Origin of the sequence: Citrobacter sp. B72, from assembly GCF_016894305.1 — a bacterium.
Taxonomy (GTDB): Bacteria; Pseudomonadota; Gammaproteobacteria; order Enterobacterales; family Enterobacteriaceae; genus Citrobacter; species Citrobacter portucalensis.
In genome coordinates, this window is record NZ_CP069801.1 from 544,169 (window position 1) to 562,753 (window position 18,585).

The window sequence follows — 18,585 nt, forward strand, 5'->3', positions numbered from 1 at the left end:
ACCTTCACGGGTGAGGGCGTTGTTGTTCGTTAATACACCTACTTTGAGCCGGTTCACACTTTTCAATGAAAATTGCAGATCAATTTCATGATGAGTTATGTAGACTGGCCGCCATTAATTTTGAGGCACACGTACTACATGGCTGAATTCGAAACCACTTTTGCAGATCTGGGCCTGAAGGCTCCTATCCTTGAAGCCCTTAACGATCTGGGTTACGAAAAACCATCTCCAATCCAGGCAGAGTGCATTCCGCATCTGCTGGGCGGCCGCGATGTTCTGGGTATGGCCCAGACAGGTAGCGGCAAAACTGCAGCGTTCTCTTTACCGCTGCTCAACAATCTTGATCCTGAGCTGAAGGCACCTCAGATTCTGGTGCTGGCACCGACCCGCGAACTGGCGGTTCAGGTAGCAGAAGCCATGACGGATTTCTCTAAACACATGCGCGGCGTGAACGTGGTTGCCCTGTACGGCGGTCAGCGTTATGACGTGCAATTACGTGCCCTGCGTCAGGGGCCACAGATCGTCGTCGGTACGCCGGGTCGTCTGCTGGATCACCTGAAGCGCGGTACTCTGGACCTCTCCAAACTGAGCGGTCTGGTACTGGACGAAGCTGACGAAATGCTGCGTATGGGCTTCATCGAAGACGTTGAAACCATCATGGCGCAGATCCCGGAAGGTCATCAGACCGCTCTGTTCTCTGCAACCATGCCGGAAGCGATTCGTCGTATTACCCGCCGCTTTATGAAAGAGCCGCAGGAAGTACGTATTCAGTCCAGCGTTACTACCCGTCCTGACATCAGCCAGAGCTACTGGACTGTGTGGGGCATGCGTAAAAATGAAGCGCTGGTGCGTTTCCTGGAAGCAGAAGACTTTGATGCGGCGATTATTTTCGTACGTACCAAAAATGCGACCCTGGAAGTAGCAGAAGCGCTGGAGCGTAGCGGTTATAGCAGCGCTGCACTGAACGGCGACATGAACCAGTCCCTGCGTGAGCAGACTCTGGAGCGTCTGAAAGATGGCCGTCTGGATATTCTGATTGCAACCGACGTTGCGGCCCGTGGCCTGGACGTTGAGCGTATCAGCCTGGTTGTTAACTACGACATCCCGATGGATTCCGAGTCTTACGTTCACCGTATCGGCCGTACCGGTCGTGCGGGTCGTGCGGGTCGTGCGCTGCTGTTCGTTGAGAACCGCGAGCGTCGTCTGCTGCGTAACATCGAACGCACCATGAAGCTGACTATTCCGGAAGTAGAACTGCCGAACGCAGATCTGCTGGGCAAACGCCGTCTGGAAAAATTCGCCGCTAAAGTACAGCAGCAGCTGGAAAGCAGCGATCTGGATCAGTACCGTGCTCTGCTGGCGAAAATGCAGCCGGAAGAAGAGCTGGATATCGAAACGCTGGCAGCTGCACTGCTGAAAATGGCTCAGGGCGAACGTCCTCTGATCCTGCCGCCAGATGCGCCGATGCGTCCGAAACGCGAATTCCGCGACCGTGATGACCGTGGTCCGCGTGACCGTAACGATCGTGGCCCTCGTGACCGTAATGACCGTGGTGGTGAAGACCGTCCGCGTCGTGAACGTCGTGACGTTGGTGACATGCAGCTGTACCGCATTGAAGTGGGCCGTGATGACGGTGTTGAAGTTCGTCATATCGTTGGTGCGATTGCTAACGAAGGTGATATCAGCAGCCGTTACATCGGTAACATCAAGCTGTTTGCTTCCCACTCCACCATCGAACTGCCGAAAGGTATGCCGGGCGACGTACTGCAGCACTTTACCCGTACTCGCATCCTGAACAAGCCGATGAACATGCAGCTGGTTGGCGATGCAGTTCCGCACACCGGTGGTGAGCGTCGTGGCGGTGGCCGTTTCAGCGGTGAGCGTCGTGAAGGCGGTCGCGGTGAAGGTCGTAACTTTAGCGGCGAACGTCGTGAAGGCGGTCGTGGCGATGGTCGTCGTTTCAGCGGCGAACGTCGTGAAGGCAACCGTGGTCCGCGTCGTGACGATTCTTCTGCTCCGCGTCGTGATGACTCTGCTGGTCGTCGTCGTTTCGGCGGTGATGCATAAGCCTTTTAGCTTTATAGCTGTAAAGTAAAATATACGGCCCCGATCTCAACAATCGGGGCTTTTTTTATTTCAATTGTACTCGCGTACTGGTACAGTGAAGCACATTGAGATGTAGTCACAATATAAATGACTGGAGAGATGGCTAAATGGCAACACTAACCACCACCCAAACGTCACCTTCGCTGCTCGGCGGCGTGGTGATCATCGGCGGCACCATTATTGGCGCGGGGATGTTTTCTCTGCCAGTGGTCATGTCCGGGGCGTGGTTCTTCTGGTCAATGGCGGCGCTGATCTTTACCTGGTTCTGTATGCTGCACTCCGGGCTGATGATCCTTGAAGCTAACCTCAATTACCGCATTGGCTCCAGCTTCGACACCATTACCAAAGATCTGCTGGGCAAAGGCTGGAACGTGGTGAACGGCATCTCGATTGCTTTTGTTCTCTATATTCTGACCTACGCGTATATCTCGGCGAGCGGGTCGATCCTGCATCACACCTTCTCCGAGATGTCGTTGAACGTTCCGGCGCGTGCGGCAGGTCTTGGCTTTGCGTTACTGGTGGCGTTTGTGGTGTGGTTAAGTACCAAAGCGGTGAGCCGCATGACGGCAATTGTGCTGGGCGCGAAGGTGATTACCTTTTTCCTGACCTTCGGCAGCTTATTGGGACACGTTCAGCCCACAACGTTGTTTAACGTGGCGGAAAGCAATGCTTCGTATACGCCGTACCTGCTGATGACGCTGCCGTTCTGTTTGGCCTCATTCGGCTATCACGGCAACGTCCCGAGCCTGATGAAGTACTACGGCAAAGATCCGAAGACCATCGTTAAGTGTCTGGTGTACGGCACGCTGCTGGCGCTGGTGCTGTATAGCGTATGGTTGCTGGGGACGATGGGTAATATTCCGCGTCCGGAGTTTATCGGTATTGCGCAGCAGGGTGGTAACATTGATGTGCTGGTACAGGCGCTGAGCGGTGTACTAAACAGCCGCAGTCTGGATCTGCTGCTGGTGGTGTTCTCCAACTTTGCGGTGGCGAGTTCATTCCTCGGCGTTACGCTCGGTCTGTTTGACTATCTGGCGGATCTGTTTGGCTTTGATGACTCGGCAATGGGACGTTTCAAAACGGCATTGCTGACATTTGTCCCGCCAATTATCGGTGGCTTGCTGTGGCCGAACGGTTTCCTGTACGCCATTGGCTATGCAGGACTCGCGGCAACCATCTGGGCCGCCATTGTTCCGGCGCTGCTGGCACGTAAATCCCGCGAGCGTTTCGGTAGCCCGAAATTCCGTGTCTGGGGCGGCAAGCCGATGATTGCGCTGATCCTGGTATTCGGTATCGGCAACGCGGTTATCCATATTCTGTCGAGCGTGAATCTGTTGCCTGTATACCAGTAGAACAATTGCCCGGTGGCGCTACGCTTACCGGGCCCACAGAGATTGAGTAGGCCGGATAAGGCGCAGCCGCCATCCGGCACAAATAGTACTACCCCAATAATTCCTGCTTCACATCCATCGCCAAATCAAACGAATGTAGACGTGCCTGATGATCAAAAATCTGGCCGTTAACCATAATCTCATCAGCCTGGGTTTCACGCAAAATGGCGTCGAGACCATGCCGCACTTTTGCCTTATCACCGACCAGCGACATGCTCAGCGCCTGTTGTACGCCGTACTGCTCAGAAGCGGACCACAGCTGATGCATATTCTCTACCGGCGGCGGTAGCTGGCCGGTTTCGCCACGACGCAGCTTCACAAATGCCTGCTGCATGGAGGTGAAAAGATACTCGGCGTCGCGATTGCTGTCGGCGGCAATAATGTTGATGCACACCATCGCATACGGTTTTGCCAGCCGCGCTGAGGGTTTGAATTGGCTGCGATACAGATGCAGCGCCTGATGCAGCATATCCGGGGCAAAGTGCGAGGCGAAGGCAAACGGCAGACCAAGCTGGGCCGCCAGTTGTGCACTGTACAGGCTGGAGCCTAATAACCAGACCGGGATCTGCTCGCCGTAGCCGGGAACCGGGCGTACATGGGGATTAGGATCGCGGGCGTCGAACCAGTCCACCAGTTCAGCGACGTCGCGTGGGAAGTTATCGATATCACCGCTCATATGGCGGCGCAGTGCGCGCATGGTTGGTTGATCGCTGCCCGGTGCGCGACCAAGCCCGAGATCGATTCGTCCCGGATATAGCGTGTTCAGGGTACCGAACTGCTCGGCGATCACCAGCGGCGAATGGTTAGGCAGCATCACGCCGCCAGACCCGAGATGCAGCGTAGTGGTATTGGCAGCCAGAAAACCAATCAGCACTGAGGTTGCTGCGCTGGCGATGCCGGTCATGTTGTGATGTTCCGCCAGCCAATAGCGGTGGTAGCCGCGCTTTTCAGCCAGTTGAGCGAGATCAAGCGAGTGTGTGAAGGCCTCTTTTGCCGAGGATCCTTCAGGGATCGGCGCCAGATCCAGCACCGAGAACGGAATAGTTTTGTCAGTCATAACGGCTCACTTTGTTACCGGTTAATCTTTTAATACTGCATTAAAGATTAGCGAATGTTGTTAACAAAGTGAGCTTTATACGGCGGGCACCGAATATAACATGCCCGATGGCGCTGCGCTCATCGGGCCTACGGGATCGCTATTTGTAGGCCCGATAAGGCATTTATGCCGCATCCGGCTAGGCCTGCAGCTCCAGTCCAGCCAGTCGCTTCCAGTAGCCGTTACAGTCACTGTGGGCGGCAAGCGGTAATGGGGCACTGCCATTTTCATTGGCGCGGAAGGCGTCGAGCATGGCGAATGTTTCAGTGCCTGAAGGGGACAGACGCACAATATCAACCAGCCCCTGCATCGATGTCAGTTCGTTGCCGAGGTTGTAAACATAGCCGCTCATGGTCTGGATCCCGTTGAGGACAAAGACCTGCTGATTCTCCTGCGACAGCACATCGCGCCCGTTCGGGTATTTGATGCAGCAGGTTTCACACTCGTCTTTTGGACGGTCTTCAGAGCGTGCGGTAAAGCAGCGGGCAGAGTACGCCAGCGGCAGATGCCCGTAGCTCAGCACCTCAACTTCAAACTGATTGCGAATACCCAGCTCATCACACTGGTTGAGCAAGTTTGCCAGCCAGTCGCGGGAAAGCTCTACCGGCATACACCAGCGCACCATGCCTTGTTTGAGCAGAATACGCAGGGTAACCGCGTTGTAGCAGTTGAGCGCATGCCCGGCGACAAACGGCAGCTTACGCTCGGCGCACATGTTTACTACGCCGAGATCGCTGGCTTCCAGCAGGAAGTCACCGTTTTCGACATAGCGCTTCAGCTCTCCCAGTTCAGAAGAGGCCTGTACCAGCGCCAGTGTTGACAGCACAACCTGTTTACCGCTGCCAGCGAGCGATTTCGCCATATCGAGCCAGTCGCCCACTTTGGTGGCACGGCGTTTACTGCATACCGCTTCACCAAGATAGATAACGTCGGCCTGGCTTACGGCAGCCTGCTGATAAAAATCTTCCAGCGTTTCTTTCGGCCAGTACCACAGCACCGGCCCTAAGGAATATTTCATTGCTTCTCTCACTGCCATTTACGGTGATACGCGCCAAGCGTGGTCTGTGTGCCTTCGGACATAGAACCGAGCGTTTCCATCCACGCGGCCTGCGGGACGTAGTTTTGCGGGTCGGCCATACAGCGGTCGATCGCCTGACGCCACACTTTCGCCACCTGGCTGACATAGGCCGGACTACGCTGACGACCTTCGATTTTCACCGAGGCAATATTGGCTGCCAGCAGTTCCGGCAGCAGCTCCAGCGTGTTCAGGCTGGTGGGTTCTTCCAGCGCATGATAACGCTCGCCGTCAACCAGATAGCGGCCTTTGCATAGCGTCGGATAACCGGCGTTTTCCCCCTCCTGATAGCGGTCGATCAGCACTTCATTAAGACGGGATTCCAGCCCCTGTTGGGTCTGTTGCCAGCGGACAAAACGGGCAGGTGAGCAGGCACCAACCGTGTTTGGCGATTCACCCGTCAGATAGGACGAAAGATAGCAACGGCCTTCCGCCATAATGCACAGGCTACCGAAGGCGAACACTTCCAGGGGAACAGGTGTGACGCGAGCAAGCTGTTTCACCTGATGAATAGATAGCACGCGCGGCAGCACCACGCGGGCGACGTCAAAGTTGCGATGATAGAAATTAATTGCCTCTTCATTGGTTGCAGATGCCTGAACAGAGACATGGCGCTCAATATGCGGGTAGCGCTCTGCGGCATACTCAAGCATGGCGAGGTCGGCAAGGATCAGCGCGTCTGCACCCAGTTGCGCTGCCATATCAACGGCACGTTGCCAGCGCGCGTAACCATCCGGGTGCGCAAAGGTGTTAATCGCAATGTGCAGCTTACGGCGGTGCTGATGGACAAAACTCACCGCTTCCTGCAATTTTTTCTCGGTAAAATTAAGGCCGGCGAAATGACGGGCGTTGGTATCATCTTTCAGCCCGATGTAGACAGCATCAGCGCCGTTCTCGATGGCCGCCTTAAGCGCCGGTAGGTTTCCGGCAGGGCAGAGCAGCTCCATAATTTATCCTGAACGTTGCGCCGTGATGGGCGCAGAAATGTTAACGAATGGGGATTTTAGTTAACCTTGCTGAGACAATTTTTGATTTGAGGCAGTTAAAGTCGTATTGGTGACACCAATAAAGAGGTAACAATTTCGCATCGAATTGTTGATTTATGCCGCTATGTCGTTTATTTGATATGGCAAAATAGCAGGACTATTGAAACAGGGAGTAAAGCTCGTGTTGGATAAACTGCGTTCACGCTTAGTACAATTTGGTCCTTCTCTGATGAGTGTACCAGTTAAACTGACGCCCTTTGCGCTGAAGCGCCAGGTTCTGGAGCAGGTCCTGAGCTGGCAGTTTAGTCAGGCGCTGGCCGATGGGGAGCTGGAGTTTCTCGAAGGTCGCTGGCTGAGCATTCATGTGCGTGACATTGACCTCAAATGGTATACCTCTGTTGAGAACGATAAACTTATCGTCAGCCAGAATGCAGATGCGGATGTGAGTTTTAGCGCCGATGCCAGCGATCTGCTGATGATCGTGGCCCGCAAGCAGGATCCGGATACGCTTTTCTTCCAGCGTCGTCTGGTGATTGAAGGTGATACAGAATTAGGGCTATACGTAAAAAATCTGATGGATGCCATCGAACTGGAGCAGATGCCTAAAGCGTTGCGCGTCATGCTGATGCAGTTGGCGGATTTTGTTGAGGCGGGGATGAAAACGTCGCCAGAAACCAAACAGACCTCGGTAGGTGAGCCATGCTGATTCGAGTTGAAATTCCCATTGATGCCCCTGGTATTGATGCGCTGCTGCGCCGTTCATTTGAGAGCGATGCGGAAGCGAAATTAGTGCACGACCTGCGTGAAGATGGTTTCTTAACGCTGGGTCTGGTTGCTACCGATGACGAAGGTCAGGTAGTGGGTTACGTCGCGTTCAGCCCAGTCGATGTTCAGGGTGAAGATCTGCAATGGGTCGGCATGGCGCCGCTCGCGGTGGATGAAAACTACCGGGGGCAGGGCCTGGCGCGTCAGCTGGTCTATGAAGGACTCGATTCACTGAACGAGTTTGGCTACGCCGCGGTGGTTACGCTGGGGGATCCGGCCCTGTACAGCCGCTTTGGCTTTGAGCTGGCAGCCCATCATGACCTGCGTTGCCGCTGGCCGGGCACCGAAAGCGCGTTCCAGGTTCATCGCCTGGCGGACGATGCGCTGGATGGCGTGACGGGTCTTGTGGAATACCACGACCACTTCAATCGCTTTTAAGCTTCCGGGGTTTGCAGGCTGCTTAATAGCGCCTCAAACCCTTCGCCTTCGACAAGGCGCTCTTTCTGCCGCTTGGTGAGCTGTTTAACGCGATACTCTATGCGCAGGGCCAGCGAACGGTCGCCGACCTGCGCCGCAAATGCCAACGTGAGTTCCCCCTTTCCGCGTAGCGCCTTCGCGCCATTCCCACTTTGATGCTGCTTATAGCGGCGCTGCACATCGGTGGTTATTCCGGTGTATAAGGCGTTGTCAGCGGTACGGATCAGGTACAGATACCAGGGTGTCATTGTTACCATCGACGTGATAATTTTCAGGCCTACAGTATAAAAGAGAACAGAAATGGAAACACTGACTGCGGTGTCTCGCTGGCTGGCAAAACAGCACGTCGTGACCTGGTGCGTACACCATGAAGGTGAATTATGGTGCGCCAATGCGTTTTACCTGTTTGATGCGCAGAAGATGGTGTTCTATGTGCTGACCGAAGAGAAAACGCGGCATGCACAGATGTCCGGACCACGCGCGCCGATTGCCGGTACAGTAAACGGTCAGCCTAAAACCGTCGCCCTGATTCGTGGCGTACAGTTTAAAGGGGAAATCCGGCGTCTTGAAGGGCAGGAGAGCGAAGACGCGCGTAAAGTCTACAACCGTCGTTTCCCCGTTGCCAGAATGCTGCCAGCGCCCGTATGGGAGATTCGACTGGATGAAGTTAAATTTACGGACAACACGCTGGGCTTCGGTAAAAAGATGCACTGGCTGCGTGATCTATAGTTAGAAGAGTGATTGAAGACCCTGGGAAGATAAGCGATGAGTCAGGTGTTAATAACGGGAGCCACGGGGCTGGTGGGCGGACATTTGCTGCGTATGCTGCTCAATGAACCGCGGGTCAATGCCATCACGGCACCAACGCGTCGACCGCTGGCAGATACGGTTGGTATCTATAACCCCCATGATCCGCAGCTAACCGATGCTTTGGCACAGGTCACCGATCCGGTCGATATTGTCTTTTGTTGTTTGGGGACTACCCGGCGTGAAGCCGGCAGCAAAGAGGCGTTTATCCATGCTGACTACACGCTGGTGGTAGATACGGCCCTGACGGGACGTAGGTTAGGCGCCCAGCATATGCTGGTGGTGAGTTCGATGGGCGCCAATGCGAATTCACCGTTTTTTTATAATCGGGTGAAAGGTGAAATGGAGCAGGCGCTGATCGCGCAGGATTGGCCACGGCTGACGATTGTCCGGCCTTCAATGCTACTGGGGGATAGGGACAAACAGCGGACGAATGAGATGTTTTTAGCGCCGTTGTTCAGGCTGCTACCGGGTAACTGGAAGTCGATTGAAGCGCGCGATGTTGCGCGGGCAATGCTGGCAGAAGCGTTGGCACCTGGGCATGAAGGGGTTTCGATCCTGACCTCTTCCGAGCTACGCGAAAGGGCTAAATAAAAAAATGCCGAATGGCGCTGACGCTTATCCGGCCTACAAACGATTACGTTCTGTAGGCCGGATAAGATGCCATCTACAGGCGTGTTACTTAATAAACGTAAAGGCTGTCGTGACGCGTTTCACGCCGCTTACCCGGCTGGCGATATCCGCCGCTGCCTTCGCTTCACGCTCGGTCACCAGACCTAACAGGAACACTTCTCCGTTCTCAGTCGTTACTTTCACATTAGAGGATTTCACCTGATCGCTGGTAAGTAACTGGGAACGTACTTTGGTGGTTATCCAGGTATCGTTGGACGCATCGCCCAGACCGATTGGCTGGCCCTGACGGATCTCATTAAAGACCTCAGTCGTACCTTCTACGCCCATCGCAATCTGTTTTGCACGTGCAGACAGTTCGCTATTCGGCGACTGGCCGACCAGCAGCACTTTACCCTGATATGCGCTCACGTTGATTCGCGCTTCTTTCTTGATCTGGGCATCTTTCGACAACGCCGTATTGACGCGTAATTCCAGGGTACTGTCATCAACCTGGGTGCCGACACTACGAGGATCCGTCGCGGCTTTAGTCCCGACAGCTGCAGTTCCAACAACGGCGGCAGCGACACAGCCTTGCAGCAGCAGTGCAGCGATAATCACAGCAAGCGGCGAAAATGCCTTCATGTGTACTCCTTAATCATCCTGGTGAGGGAAAAGCGTGTTATCGATAAGATCGCAAAGGCAGTTGACCGTCAGCATGTGCATTTCCTGAACGCGGGCGCTGTGGTGTGAGGGTATACGGATTTCAACATCCTGTGGCCCCAGTAATCCGGCCAGTTCCCCTCCGTCATACCCGGTCAGCGCGACGATTGTCATGTCGCGTGTCACGGCGGCTTCAACGGCTTTTACGATATCGCGGCTATTACCACGCGTAGAGATTGCCAGCAGAACATCACCTGCATGTCCCAGCGCACGGACTTGTTTTGCATAAACTTCGTCGTGCAGGCGATCGTTGGCAATCGCAGTTAAGACCACATTATCAGTGTTTAGTGCAATCGCAGGTAAACTTGGGCGTTCTGTTTCAAAACGATTGATCATGCTGGCAGCAAAATGCTGTGCGTTGGCAGCGGACGTCCCATTACCACAACAGAGAATTTTGTTGCCATTGAGCAGGGACTGAACCAGCGTCATGGCGGCACGGGAGATTGCATCCGGAAGTGCTTCAGCCGCAGCTATCTGAGTTTGAATGCTTTCTGTAAAGCAGACTTTAATTCTATCTAACACGCTAATCCTTAAGAACCAGGCTCTGAATCTTCAACTATGAGCGGTCGTTGAACGCGTCCTTAAACCACTCAACATCATTTCCGGTGAAGGCTAACACATCGAACCGGCAATCCACAGTATCAAAACTCCCATTATGGCGCGCAAGCCACAAGCGGGCGGTCTGTAATAATTTGTGTTGTTTGCTCCGGGTCACACTCGCCGCCGCACCGCCGAACTGTGCTGAGCGTCGGTAGCGAACCTCAACAAATACGGTGGTGTTGCCTTCACGCATTATCAGGTCGATTTCGCCACCACGTTCACGCACGTTGGCGGCGATAAAATGCAGTCCCTTGCTCAGCAGCCAGTCACGCGCGGTGGATTCCCACGCGTCACCGGTCTGTTTACTCGTTAACTGGCGGGGACGACTTGTCCTTGCTGGTATTTGAGCCATGATAACTTCCTGTTAATCACACAATCCTGCGTTGCGGTTAAGGCCCCGGTATTACCGTTAATTTCGAAACCCTGCACCTGACGCATTTGCGAGAAGTGGTTGGCAAGCGACCAGGCATCGACACCCATGGCATACATACGCGCCAGCGAGTAGTCGTTACGAACCGCGCCAAGCGCCTGCTGCATAAGAGGTGCGTTAGCGCCTGCCAGCATCGGAATTTCGCTGTACTGCAAGCCTTCCATCTCCAGACGGAAATCCGGGCCGGCAGTGCCCTGCGCACTACGAGAGCTGGCGTACAGCGTTGCTCCGCTCTGGCTGCCGTTGCGCATGGCGATCATCGGCTTAATAAATGCAATTTCTTCCGGCGTCGCCAGAATATACACGGCATCAACACGACCGCTGCCGCCGGTGATTTGCGCATCGGTAGGTGCTGCCGGGATGGTCAGACCGCCAATCGTTACGCCGGGTTGGGCTGGCACAGAGGAGGCCACAGGGCTGCCTGTCAGGGAAATCCCTGAGCCGCCGTTGACACCCATTTTAAGTTCAGCGGTGGAGCCGAACTTCTGCTGCAATACCACGCCGCCACCCAGTTTTTGCCATTCCTGTGCAAAGGCGTTGGCAACGCGATCGCCTAATGAACTCCGTGGAATCAACAACAGCGGCGTCTGTTTTCCTTGATCGCGGATGTGGCGCGCGGCGTCGCGCGCTTCATCTTCTGGCGACAGGGCGAAGTAGCAGACATTCGGCAGATTTTTCACCGACTCCGGCTGGTTAAGCGCCAGGACGTTCAATGGCGTGTTGCTTTTCATCAGCTCTTCAACATTGTTCTTCAACAGTGGGCCAACCACGATGCTGGCGCCATCCTGCTGAACCTGAGTCAGGATCTGGTTCAGCGGCTGTGATGAAGTGTCGTAGATTTTCAGCTCAGCGGATGGATTCGCCGGTGCGCTGGCTGTTGTTGGCTGAGCGGGTGCTGTGGGCTGCACAGCAGGTGTTTCTGGTTGAGCCGGCGTCTCGTTGGTCAGATCGCTTACTGACGCCTGAGACGGGCTGGCAACGCCGTCAGTCGTTTGCGGCTGTTCTGTGGTGGTCGCGGCAGCTGGAACTGCGGCAGGTGCGACAGCAACAGGGGCTGCGACAGGTTGAGTGCCCATGTTTTTCGCAGCTTCAAAGCCTTGCTGAATAGTCCGGCCAAATACAGCGGCCTGACCGTTCAGTGGTAACAGCAGGGCGATTTTGCTGGTGGAGGCGGGCTTAAAGCTCTGCACGTTAACCAACTGTGTTGGTAACAGTTTTGCCCCTGGGTTTTGCGGATAACGTTTCTGCCAGTCCGCAATACCGGCTTTCATCATGTCCGGATCGTTACGGTTATCGAACCAGACGCGCTGGAGATCCAGCCAGCCTTGCAGCACGTTTTCATCAGCATTGATGACCAGCGCCTGCGCTTGCTCCTGGGTCATGGACGACAGCGCCTGCCAGGTGGCGTCCATATTTTTCTGCTTAGCATTCGCGGCCAGCAGCGGTTCCTGGGCGATCAGGGCGCGCAGCAGCGTCAGAGACGGGCGACCCTGGTTGACGTCGATTTGCGCCTGCCAGTAGCGTGCCTGTTGGTTTTGATCAAAATCGGCGGGAGTTAACTTATCCAGCAGGGCCTGTGCGCCAGCGACATCTTTCTGCGCGAGCTTAATCTCGACGGCCAGCAGTGACTGCTCACGCTGCTGGGTATCGCTTAGCTTCTGCGGTAGCTGGTTAAACAGTTCGATAGCCTGCTGGCTCTTGCCTTCTTTCAGCAGTGCACGAATGGCGAGTAATTGCCAGTTGGTCTTGCTATCATCAGAGCTTTGCTGCATTTGTTGCAGATAAAAGCCGGAATCAGCCTGCGCAGTGCCCTGCATATGGGCTGCACTCTGGTCTGGCGCCTGGGTGCCACAGCCTGCGAAAATCAGTGCTGCCAGAATGACTGGTAGCGCGCGTGCGGCTTTCAAACGAGAAAATGTTGAGGGTACCATACTGTATCCAGTGATATTTTTTTACTCAATGCTCAATATTAAATCGGCAATACGGACGACACAATGAAACAACACGAATCGGCGGATAATTCTCAAGGCCAACTCTTTATTGTACCTACTCCTATAGGAAATTTGGCTGATATTACCCAACGAGCGCTCGAAGTTTTACAAGCCGTTGATTTGATTGCCGCTGAAGACACTCGTCATACAGGATTATTGTTACAACACTTCGCGATTAACGCGCGTCTGTTCGCGCTACATGACCACAACGAGCAGCAAAAGGCCGAAACGCTGGTCGCGAAGCTCAAGGAAGGACAAAACATTGCGCTGGTTTCCGATGCCGGAACGCCGCTGATTAACGATCCTGGCTACCATCTGGTGCGTACCTGTCGTGAAGCGGGGATCCGCGTTGTTCCCCTGCCAGGTCCTTGTGCGGCGATTGCTGCCCTGAGCGCTGCAGGTCTGCCTTCAGACCGTTTTTGCTATGAAGGATTTCTGCCTGCCAAATCGAAAGGGCGTCGTGATGCGATGAAAGCCATTGAGGCCGAGCCACGTACGCTTATTTTTTATGAATCTACCCACCGCTTGCTGGATAGCCTGGAGGACATGGTTGCCGTGTGGGGCGAATCCCGTTACGTGGTGCTGGCGCGTGAGCTGACCAAAACCTGGGAAACTATTCACGGTGCACCGGTCGGTGAACTGCTGGCGTGGGTCAAGGAAGATGAAAACCGTCGCAAAGGCGAAATGGTGCTGATTGTCGAAGGGCATAAAGCGCAAGAAGATGACCTCCCGGCTGATGCGCTGCGTACGCTGGCCTTATTGCAGGCAGAACTGCCGCTGAAAAAGGCCGCCGCGCTGGCCGCTGAAATCCATGGCGTGAAAAAGAATGCGTTGTATAAGTACGCGCTGGAACAGCAGGGAGAGTAACAGTGAGCACCTACCAACCACCTTTCGTGGTCACCCCATTGATCCTCAACCAGGTTATTGAAATTGGTGAGTTGATGGGGCATTGGGCTGCGATGGCAGGTAGGGCATCTCCTCTTTTGCGTAAAGAGAATCGTATTCGCACGATTCAGGCCTCTTTAGCGATTGAGCATAATTCGTTGACGACGGAACAAGTCACCGCGCTGATGGAGGGCAAACGTATTCTGGCGCCTGCTAAAGACATACAGGAAGTTAGAAATGCGATTCTGGCCTATGAAAAAATGTCGGAATGGAAAAGTGGAAAATTATCCGACCTTTTACAGGCACATCGGGTTCTTATGCTCGGTCTGGTCGATAATCCAGGCCAGTTACGTACCGGAAATGTTGGTGTTTACAGGGAAAAACAGCTTATTCACATGGCTCCACCAGCCTCACAAATTTTACGTTTGATGAATGATTTACTGGGCTGGTTAAAAACGACAGAGCTCCACCCACTGATTGCTGGTGCCGTTTTCCATTATGAGTTTGAATTTATTCATCCTTTTGCCGATGGTAATGGGCGGATGGGACGGCTGTGGCAGACATTAATCCTTCGTGAGTGGCGATCGGAATTGGCGTGGTTACCAGTAGAGACACTGATCCACTACCAACAGGACCGCTATTATCAGGTGTTAGGGCTTTGCGATCGGCAAAGTAGCTGCACGCCATTCATAGAATTTATCCTGGAAAACATCATCTCTGCTTTGCAGGAGGGATTGGGAAAACCATCAGCCCTGTCGGAAGAAATGTCGGAAGAAATGTCGGAAGAAATGTCGGAAGAAATGTCGGCTGATTTACTGGATATAGAAAAACGCATTCTACAAATATTGTCGAATCAGCCGAGCAGATCCGCCAAAAGCATCGCTAATGAGTGTGAAATCTCAGCCCGGACCGTAGAACGCTATCTGAAAGCGTTGCAGCTAAAAGGTAAACTGCAACGCGTTGGCGCGACAAAAGGGGGCATGTGGCGGGTAATTTAAACGACCAGCAGTTCAACGCCTGTTTTGGCCAGCGCTGATTTATCCTGTTTGCTGATACTGTCGTCGGTTATTACGCAGTTAATCTTTTCCATTGGCAGCACCTGATTAAAACCACGTCGATTAAATTTTGTCGCGTCCAGTACGGCAATGACCTTATGTGCTGCCGCTGCCATCACGCTACTAATCGAATAACCTTCGTTGAAGGTCGTAATACCGTTAGTAGCATCAATCCCGTCAGCGCCCACGAACATCAGGTCAGCGCTTATTCCTTGTAGGGAACGTTCAGCGATAGTGCCATGCATTGAATGCGTTTTGTGGCGCACAGTGCCGCCGCAGACGACCAGCGTAATGTCTTTGTTTTCCGATAACGTGAACGCGGCAGGCAGGCTATTGGTAATAACGGTGATATTACTTTTTCGGTTTAGCGCTTCAGCAATCAATAAGGTGGTGCTTCCGCTATCCAGAATTACGGTCATTCCTTCCTCAACCATTGCCGTTGCGGCTTGGGCAATCCGTTTTTTGGGATCGCTGGCAAGCTGATACCGATCTTCTAATAACACTTCCTGATTGTCACCTTCAGCCAGATGGCTTCCTGGTTTTGCCGCACCGCCGTGAAAACGGGTGACCAGACCCTTCTCTTCTAATAACCGTAGGTCGGCGCGAATGGTTACTTCAGAAATACCAAAGGTATTCGAAAGGTCCATTACCAGTACGCTGCCTTGCGTGTTAATCAGGTCGACAATTTTATTCCTTCTCTCAAATGAGTTCATATTGATTTGCCTGATAATTTAATTATCACTAGTTTAATCGAAGGATTGCGAAAGGTGAACGCTAAATTTCGAAAGTAAATGTGAGCCAGCGCAGGTTGCTGGCTCATGGGTTCAGGATAGTTTGAGTAGAATTTTTCCTTGCATCGGCGCGCCGTGGAGTGACTTGACGGCGCTGGCAAAGCTTTCGGCATTTCCAGTGTGAGCAATTAATGGCTCAAGCTGTAAGCGTTTTTCCGTCAATAAACGGGCAGCGGTTTCCCACTCTTCTCCAGGCCATGGGCTGGAATAGTTCATCCAACTGCCAAGAATGGTTAATTCTTTACGTAATATTTGCCCAAAGACACCTGAAGCAAGTGTCAGATCGTGATGCAACGTGCCGACTAACGCTAGTTGAGCACGAGGGCCTGCAATCTCAATCGATAGCGTCACAGTTTGCGGGGTTCCCGCTGTTTCCAGCACGAGTTGGTCAAACTGAGTATTCTCCAGGCCCGCGAGGATCTCAGCCGCACTCATCTCCCGACTATTAAACACATGGGTTGCCCCCAGTTCTTTTGCTAATGCCAGCTTTTGCGGGTTGATATCAATCGCCGTGATACTTTTTGCACCGAGTTCACGGGCACATTGCATTGCCAGCAAACCGATAGTACCAGCACCAACGATAATCACATTTTTGCCTTCGCATCCCTGAGCCAGATGAAAAGCATGCAGACCGACGGTAATCGGTTCAATGAATGCGCCATCATCAATCGGCATATCTGAAGGCAGGCGGAACAGGTTGGCGCGTTTTACAACCACATATTCCGCGTTGCCGCCTTCGCTTCGTGAACCGACAAACTGATATTGCTTACATAACGAGAAGTATCCGCGCTCGCACTGAGGGCAGTGAAAGCAAGGGAGTAGTGGTACGCAGGCAACGGCATCTCCGGGTTGGAGGTCGGTTACGCCTGTGCCGTAGGACTCAACATAACCACTGAACTCATGTCCAAGCGTTATCGGATAATAGTGAGCGCCATGATTAAAGATACGAGGAATGTCCGAGCCGCAAAGTCCTGAACTGACCACTTTGACCAGTACATCTTCATCAGTTTGCAGTTGCGGAATGGGGCGTTCTTCAACGCGTACGTCGCCCTCAGCGTGAATGACCACTGATTTCATAAGTGTCTCCAGAAATGTGAAGGGGAGCAAATGCTCCCCAGAAATTAAGATGCGGTCTGGCTTTCCGTTATGGCTGCCGCTTTTTCAGCCGCCACGAAATTACGTGCCCGACGCCAGGTCAGCAGTACACCCAACAGGTAAATCGCAGCGATAATGATGAAGCCCACCACGTTCTGCCAGGTAAAGAGCTGAATCAACAGCCAGGTGATTGGGGAGCCGCCCTGGTCCATTGATGCAACCATGCCACCGGCTTTCAGTGCGCCTGCATTGGCGGCTAGCTGGGTATGTAGACCAATAGTTTGCGTGGCTATCCACAGGGTGATACCCATGATGATGACGCCGGAGATCAGCGTACGGAACAAGTTCCCCTGATGAACGGCTACCGCCATGGCGACAAAGAAACCAATGGTCGCGAGATCGCCGAATGGCAGTACCTGATTACCTGGTACCAGGACGGCAATCAGAATGGTCAGCGGAATAAAGATCAGGCTGGCGGAAACCACCGACGTATGGCCGAGCAGTAGTGCAGGATCCAGACCGATTAGGAACTCCTGTCCGCCAAATTTCGCCTGCAGGCGTTTACGGGCATGTTTCGCAATGGGAGTTAAACCATCCATAATAGGTTTAATAACGCGAGGCATGAGCAACATAACGGCGGCCGTTTTCACCGCTAGTTGTAGAACTGCTTTGACGTCATATCCTGCCAGCATGCCGATCACTAAACCCATCACAAAACCGACGGTTACAGGTTCGCCGAAGGGTCCGAAGCGTTTTTGGACATCATCCGCGCTGAAATGAATGCGGTTCAGTCCGGGAATTTTTTCAATGATCGTATCAACCAGGACAGCTATCGGGCCCAGGTATGCCGAGGAACCGTGTGGAATGGCAATGCCTTCCAGGCCAAAAAAGTCGCGCGTGTCTTTGGCAAACCAGTCACCCAGTTTATAGACGAATGCGGCATGAACAACCACGCCGAGAATGCCCAGCCAGTATGACCCAGTCGCCAGATGCAACATGGCACCGGTAAACGTCATATGCCAGATATTCCAGATATCGACGTTCACCACACGGGTCATGCGGGTAACCAGCATCAGGATATTCACTCCAATGGCGACTGGAATCGCAATTAACGCAATTTGCGAAGCCCAGGTCATTGGTGATGAGCCAGGCCAACCGACATCGATGACATGCAGGTTGATTTGAAATTGTTCTGCCATTGCTTTTGCGGCAGGGCCAATAGAGTCCAGCATCAGGCCGATCACCAGACCGATACCGACGAAGCCAATCCCGATATGCAAACCTGATTTAAAACAATCCCCGAGCTTCATTCCCAGCAATTTTGAGAAGATGATGATCACTAACGGCAGCATAACCGTTGGACCTAAGTCGAGGATATAACGCATTATTTCGCTAAACATGGCGTTACCCCACGAGGATAGTCAGTATTTTTTGCTGTAATGCTTCGATACCCACACCTGAAACAAAAGGCATGCCGTGGACCACTGGGATATCGCCAAACGTACGGTCAACGCGGGCGGTGGTACAGATAAGATCCGCTCCATCCATATAGGTTTCGATTTCTGTTACCCGACATTGAACCAGGTCGAGTTGGATATTGTTGGCTTCACAGAGTTCTTTAATTTCTTCCGCTGCCATTGTTGAAGTTGCTACAGCACCGCCACAAGCTACAATTACTTTACGTTTCATAGGGTATTCCTTTT

21 protein-coding genes are annotated in these 18,585 nt (G+C 53.3%); 9 read left to right on the plus strand and 12 right to left on the minus strand.

What is annotated here, in order from left to right:
* The first annotated feature begins 65 nt into the window (after nt 1-65).
* The 3 genes from yrbN (at nt 66) to mtr (ending at nt 3,458) form a co-directional block, all read left to right on the plus strand.
* Entirely contained in the window at nt 66-146 is an 81-nt protein-coding gene (gene yrbN, locus JQN59_RS02620; protein ID WP_010723222.1) for a protein YrbN, read from the plus strand.
* Nucleotides 139-2,067, plus strand: a complete 1,929-nt coding sequence (locus JQN59_RS02625) for a DEAD/DEAH family ATP-dependent RNA helicase (protein ID WP_003828643.1) — start codon at nt 139-141, stop codon at nt 2,065-2,067. The genes yrbN and JQN59_RS02625 overlap by 8 nt, the downstream gene beginning before the upstream one ends.
* 146 nt (nt 2,068-2,213) lie before the next feature.
* Entirely contained in the window at nt 2,214-3,458 is a 1,245-nt protein-coding gene (mtr, locus tag JQN59_RS02630; protein WP_032945098.1) for a tryptophan permease, read from the plus strand.
* A gap of 88 nt (nt 3,459-3,546) precedes the next feature.
* Here the strand turns inward: mtr and JQN59_RS02635 are convergent, their stop codons facing one another.
* The 3 genes from JQN59_RS02635 to ubiU all read right to left on the minus strand — a co-directional run bounded on the left by JQN59_RS02635 (nt 3,547) and on the right by ubiU (nt 6,615).
* A complete protein-coding gene (locus JQN59_RS02635) occupies nt 3,547-4,554 on the minus strand; it encodes a luciferase-like monooxygenase (RefSeq protein WP_149607305.1) in 1,008 nt (335 codons plus the stop codon).
* 178 nt (nt 4,555-4,732) lie between these two features.
* The gene (locus tag JQN59_RS02640; RefSeq protein WP_020996351.1) at nt 4,733-5,611 is read right to left on the minus strand and encodes a U32 family peptidase; all 879 of its coding nucleotides are present in this window, start codon (nt 5,609-5,611) and stop codon (nt 4,733-4,735) included.
* Nucleotides 5,612-5,619: 8 nt separating this feature from the next.
* Complete coding sequence (gene ubiU / locus JQN59_RS02645; RefSeq protein WP_149607306.1) at nt 5,620-6,615, minus strand: ubiquinone anaerobic biosynthesis protein UbiU; 996 nt, start codon at nt 6,613-6,615, stop codon at nt 5,620-5,622.
* A gap of 220 nt (nt 6,616-6,835) precedes the next feature.
* On the opposite strand from ubiU, the gene ubiT reads away from it, so the two are divergent.
* Both ubiT and JQN59_RS02655 read left to right on the plus strand, forming a co-directional pair.
* Complete coding sequence (ubiT, locus tag JQN59_RS02650) at nt 6,836-7,360, plus strand: ubiquinone anaerobic biosynthesis accessory factor UbiT (protein ID WP_003828637.1); 525 nt, start codon at nt 6,836-6,838, stop codon at nt 7,358-7,360.
* Nucleotides 7,354-7,857 carry a GNAT family N-acetyltransferase gene (locus JQN59_RS02655; RefSeq protein ID WP_008785907.1) on the plus strand — a complete coding sequence of 168 codons (504 nt, stop codon included), beginning with the start codon at nt 7,354-7,356 and terminating at the stop codon, nt 7,855-7,857. Before ubiT ends, JQN59_RS02655 begins: the two co-directional genes overlap by 7 nt.
* On the opposite strand, the gene JQN59_RS02660 is transcribed toward JQN59_RS02655, so the two are convergent.
* On the minus strand, nt 7,854-8,144 hold the full coding sequence (locus tag JQN59_RS02660) for a GIY-YIG nuclease family protein (RefSeq protein ID WP_048215469.1): 291 nt from the start codon (nt 8,142-8,144) through the stop codon (nt 7,854-7,856). The two genes, JQN59_RS02655 and JQN59_RS02660, sit on opposite strands and share 4 nt — an antisense overlap.
* Before the next feature lie 52 nt (nt 8,145-8,196).
* Between JQN59_RS02660 and JQN59_RS02665 the strand changes: the two genes are divergently transcribed.
* Nucleotides 8,197-8,625, plus strand: coding sequence for a YhbP family protein (locus JQN59_RS02665; RefSeq protein WP_149607307.1), 429 nt, complete (start codon nt 8,197-8,199; stop codon nt 8,623-8,625).
* Nucleotides 8,626-8,661: 36 nt separating this feature from the next.
* Complete coding sequence (locus JQN59_RS02670) at nt 8,662-9,297, plus strand: NAD(P)H-binding protein (RefSeq protein ID WP_149607308.1); 636 nt, start codon at nt 8,662-8,664, stop codon at nt 9,295-9,297.
* Nucleotides 9,298-9,381: 84 nt separating this feature from the next.
* Here JQN59_RS02670 and dolP read toward each other — a convergent pair whose 3' ends face one another.
* From dolP to JQN59_RS02690, 4 genes are read right to left on the minus strand one after another with little or no spacing between them, the layout of a single operon-like run.
* The gene (gene dolP / locus JQN59_RS02675; protein WP_008785904.1) at nt 9,382-9,957 is read right to left on the minus strand and encodes a division/outer membrane stress-associated lipid-binding lipoprotein; all 576 of its coding nucleotides are present in this window, start codon (nt 9,955-9,957) and stop codon (nt 9,382-9,384) included.
* A gap of 9 nt (nt 9,958-9,966) precedes the next feature.
* On the minus strand, nt 9,967-10,557 hold the full coding sequence (gene diaA, locus JQN59_RS02680) for a DnaA initiator-associating protein DiaA (RefSeq protein ID WP_003024948.1): 591 nt from the start codon (nt 10,555-10,557) through the stop codon (nt 9,967-9,969).
* Nucleotides 10,558-10,591: 34 nt separating this feature from the next.
* Nucleotides 10,592-10,987, minus strand: coding sequence for a YraN family protein (locus tag JQN59_RS02685; protein ID WP_003828625.1), 396 nt, complete (start codon nt 10,985-10,987; stop codon nt 10,592-10,594).
* Nucleotides 10,945-12,996 carry a penicillin-binding protein activator gene (locus JQN59_RS02690; RefSeq protein WP_149607309.1) on the minus strand — a complete coding sequence of 684 codons (2,052 nt, stop codon included), beginning with the start codon at nt 12,994-12,996 and terminating at the stop codon, nt 10,945-10,947. The genes JQN59_RS02685 and JQN59_RS02690 overlap by 43 nt, the downstream gene beginning before the upstream one ends.
* Before the next feature lie 63 nt (nt 12,997-13,059).
* Between JQN59_RS02690 and rsmI the strand changes: the two genes are divergently transcribed.
* A complete protein-coding gene (rsmI, locus tag JQN59_RS02695; RefSeq protein ID WP_016154652.1) occupies nt 13,060-13,923 on the plus strand; it encodes a 16S rRNA (cytidine(1402)-2'-O)-methyltransferase in 864 nt (287 codons plus the stop codon).
* A gap of 2 nt (nt 13,924-13,925) precedes the next feature.
* Nucleotides 13,926-14,939 (plus strand): Fic family protein, encoded by a 1,014-nt coding sequence (locus tag JQN59_RS02700; protein ID WP_149607310.1) that lies wholly within the window; start codon nt 13,926-13,928, stop codon nt 14,937-14,939.
* Here JQN59_RS02700 and JQN59_RS02705 read toward each other — a convergent pair.
* The 4 genes from JQN59_RS02705 to gatB all read right to left on the minus strand — a co-directional run bounded on the left by JQN59_RS02705 (nt 14,936) and on the right by gatB (nt 18,571).
* A complete protein-coding gene (locus JQN59_RS02705; protein ID WP_003828620.1) occupies nt 14,936-15,709 on the minus strand; it encodes a DeoR/GlpR family DNA-binding transcription regulator in 774 nt (257 codons plus the stop codon). The genes JQN59_RS02700 and JQN59_RS02705 overlap by 4 nt on opposite strands.
* Nucleotides 15,710-15,820: 111 nt before the next feature.
* Nucleotides 15,821-16,864, minus strand: a complete 1,044-nt coding sequence (gatD, locus tag JQN59_RS02710) for a galactitol-1-phosphate 5-dehydrogenase (protein ID WP_149607311.1) — start codon at nt 16,862-16,864, stop codon at nt 15,821-15,823.
* A 44-nt stretch (nt 16,865-16,908) separates the two neighbouring features.
* Nucleotides 16,909-18,282, minus strand: a complete 1,374-nt coding sequence (locus JQN59_RS02715; protein WP_003828618.1) for a galactitol-specific PTS transporter subunit IIC — start codon at nt 18,280-18,282, stop codon at nt 16,909-16,911.
* 4 nt (nt 18,283-18,286) lie between these two features.
* Nucleotides 18,287-18,571 carry a PTS galactitol transporter subunit IIB gene (gatB, locus tag JQN59_RS02720; protein ID WP_003828616.1) on the minus strand — a complete coding sequence of 95 codons (285 nt, stop codon included), beginning with the start codon at nt 18,569-18,571 and terminating at the stop codon, nt 18,287-18,289.
* Nucleotides 18,572-18,585: the final 14 nt, after the last annotated feature.

Coding starts and splice junctions, on each gene's coding strand:
- yrbN (WP_010723222.1), top strand. CDS start 66: ATGAAAATTGCAGATCAATTTCATGATGAGTTATGTAGACTGGCCGCC.
- JQN59_RS02625 (WP_003828643.1), top strand. CDS start 139: ATGGCTGAATTCGAAACCACTTTTGCAGATCTGGGCCTGAAGGCTCCT.
- mtr (WP_032945098.1), top strand. CDS start 2,214: ATGGCAACACTAACCACCACCCAAACGTCACCTTCGCTGCTCGGCGGC.
- JQN59_RS02635 (WP_149607305.1), bottom strand. CDS start 4,554: ATGACTGACAAAACTATTCCGTTCTCGGTGCTGGATCTGGCGCCGATC.
- JQN59_RS02640 (WP_020996351.1), bottom strand. CDS start 5,611: ATGAAATATTCCTTAGGGCCGGTGCTGTGGTACTGGCCGAAAGAAACG.
- ubiU (WP_149607306.1), bottom strand. CDS start 6,615: ATGGAGCTGCTCTGCCCTGCCGGAAACCTACCGGCGCTTAAGGCGGCC.
- JQN59_RS02655 (WP_008785907.1), top strand. CDS start 7,354: ATGCTGATTCGAGTTGAAATTCCCATTGATGCCCCTGGTATTGATGCG.
- JQN59_RS02660 (WP_048215469.1), bottom strand. CDS start 8,144: ATGACACCCTGGTATCTGTACCTGATCCGTACCGCTGACAACGCCTTA.
- JQN59_RS02665 (WP_149607307.1), top strand. CDS start 8,197: ATGGAAACACTGACTGCGGTGTCTCGCTGGCTGGCAAAACAGCACGTC.
- JQN59_RS02670 (WP_149607308.1), top strand. CDS start 8,662: ATGAGTCAGGTGTTAATAACGGGAGCCACGGGGCTGGTGGGCGGACAT.
- dolP (WP_008785904.1), bottom strand. CDS start 9,957: ATGAAGGCATTTTCGCCGCTTGCTGTGATTATCGCTGCACTGCTGCTG.
- JQN59_RS02685 (WP_003828625.1), bottom strand. CDS start 10,987: ATGGCTCAAATACCAGCAAGGACAAGTCGTCCCCGCCAGTTAACGAGT.
- JQN59_RS02690 (WP_149607309.1), bottom strand. CDS start 12,996: ATGGTACCCTCAACATTTTCTCGTTTGAAAGCCGCACGCGCGCTACCA.
- rsmI (WP_016154652.1), top strand. CDS start 13,060: ATGAAACAACACGAATCGGCGGATAATTCTCAAGGCCAACTCTTTATT.
- JQN59_RS02705 (WP_003828620.1), bottom strand. CDS start 15,709: ATGAACTCATTTGAGAGAAGGAATAAAATTGTCGACCTGATTAACACG.
- gatD (WP_149607311.1), bottom strand. CDS start 16,864: ATGAAATCAGTGGTCATTCACGCTGAGGGCGACGTACGCGTTGAAGAA.
- JQN59_RS02715 (WP_003828618.1), bottom strand. CDS start 18,282: ATGTTTAGCGAAATAATGCGTTATATCCTCGACTTAGGTCCAACGGTT.
- gatB (WP_003828616.1), bottom strand. CDS start 18,571: ATGAAACGTAAAGTAATTGTAGCTTGTGGCGGTGCTGTAGCAACTTCA.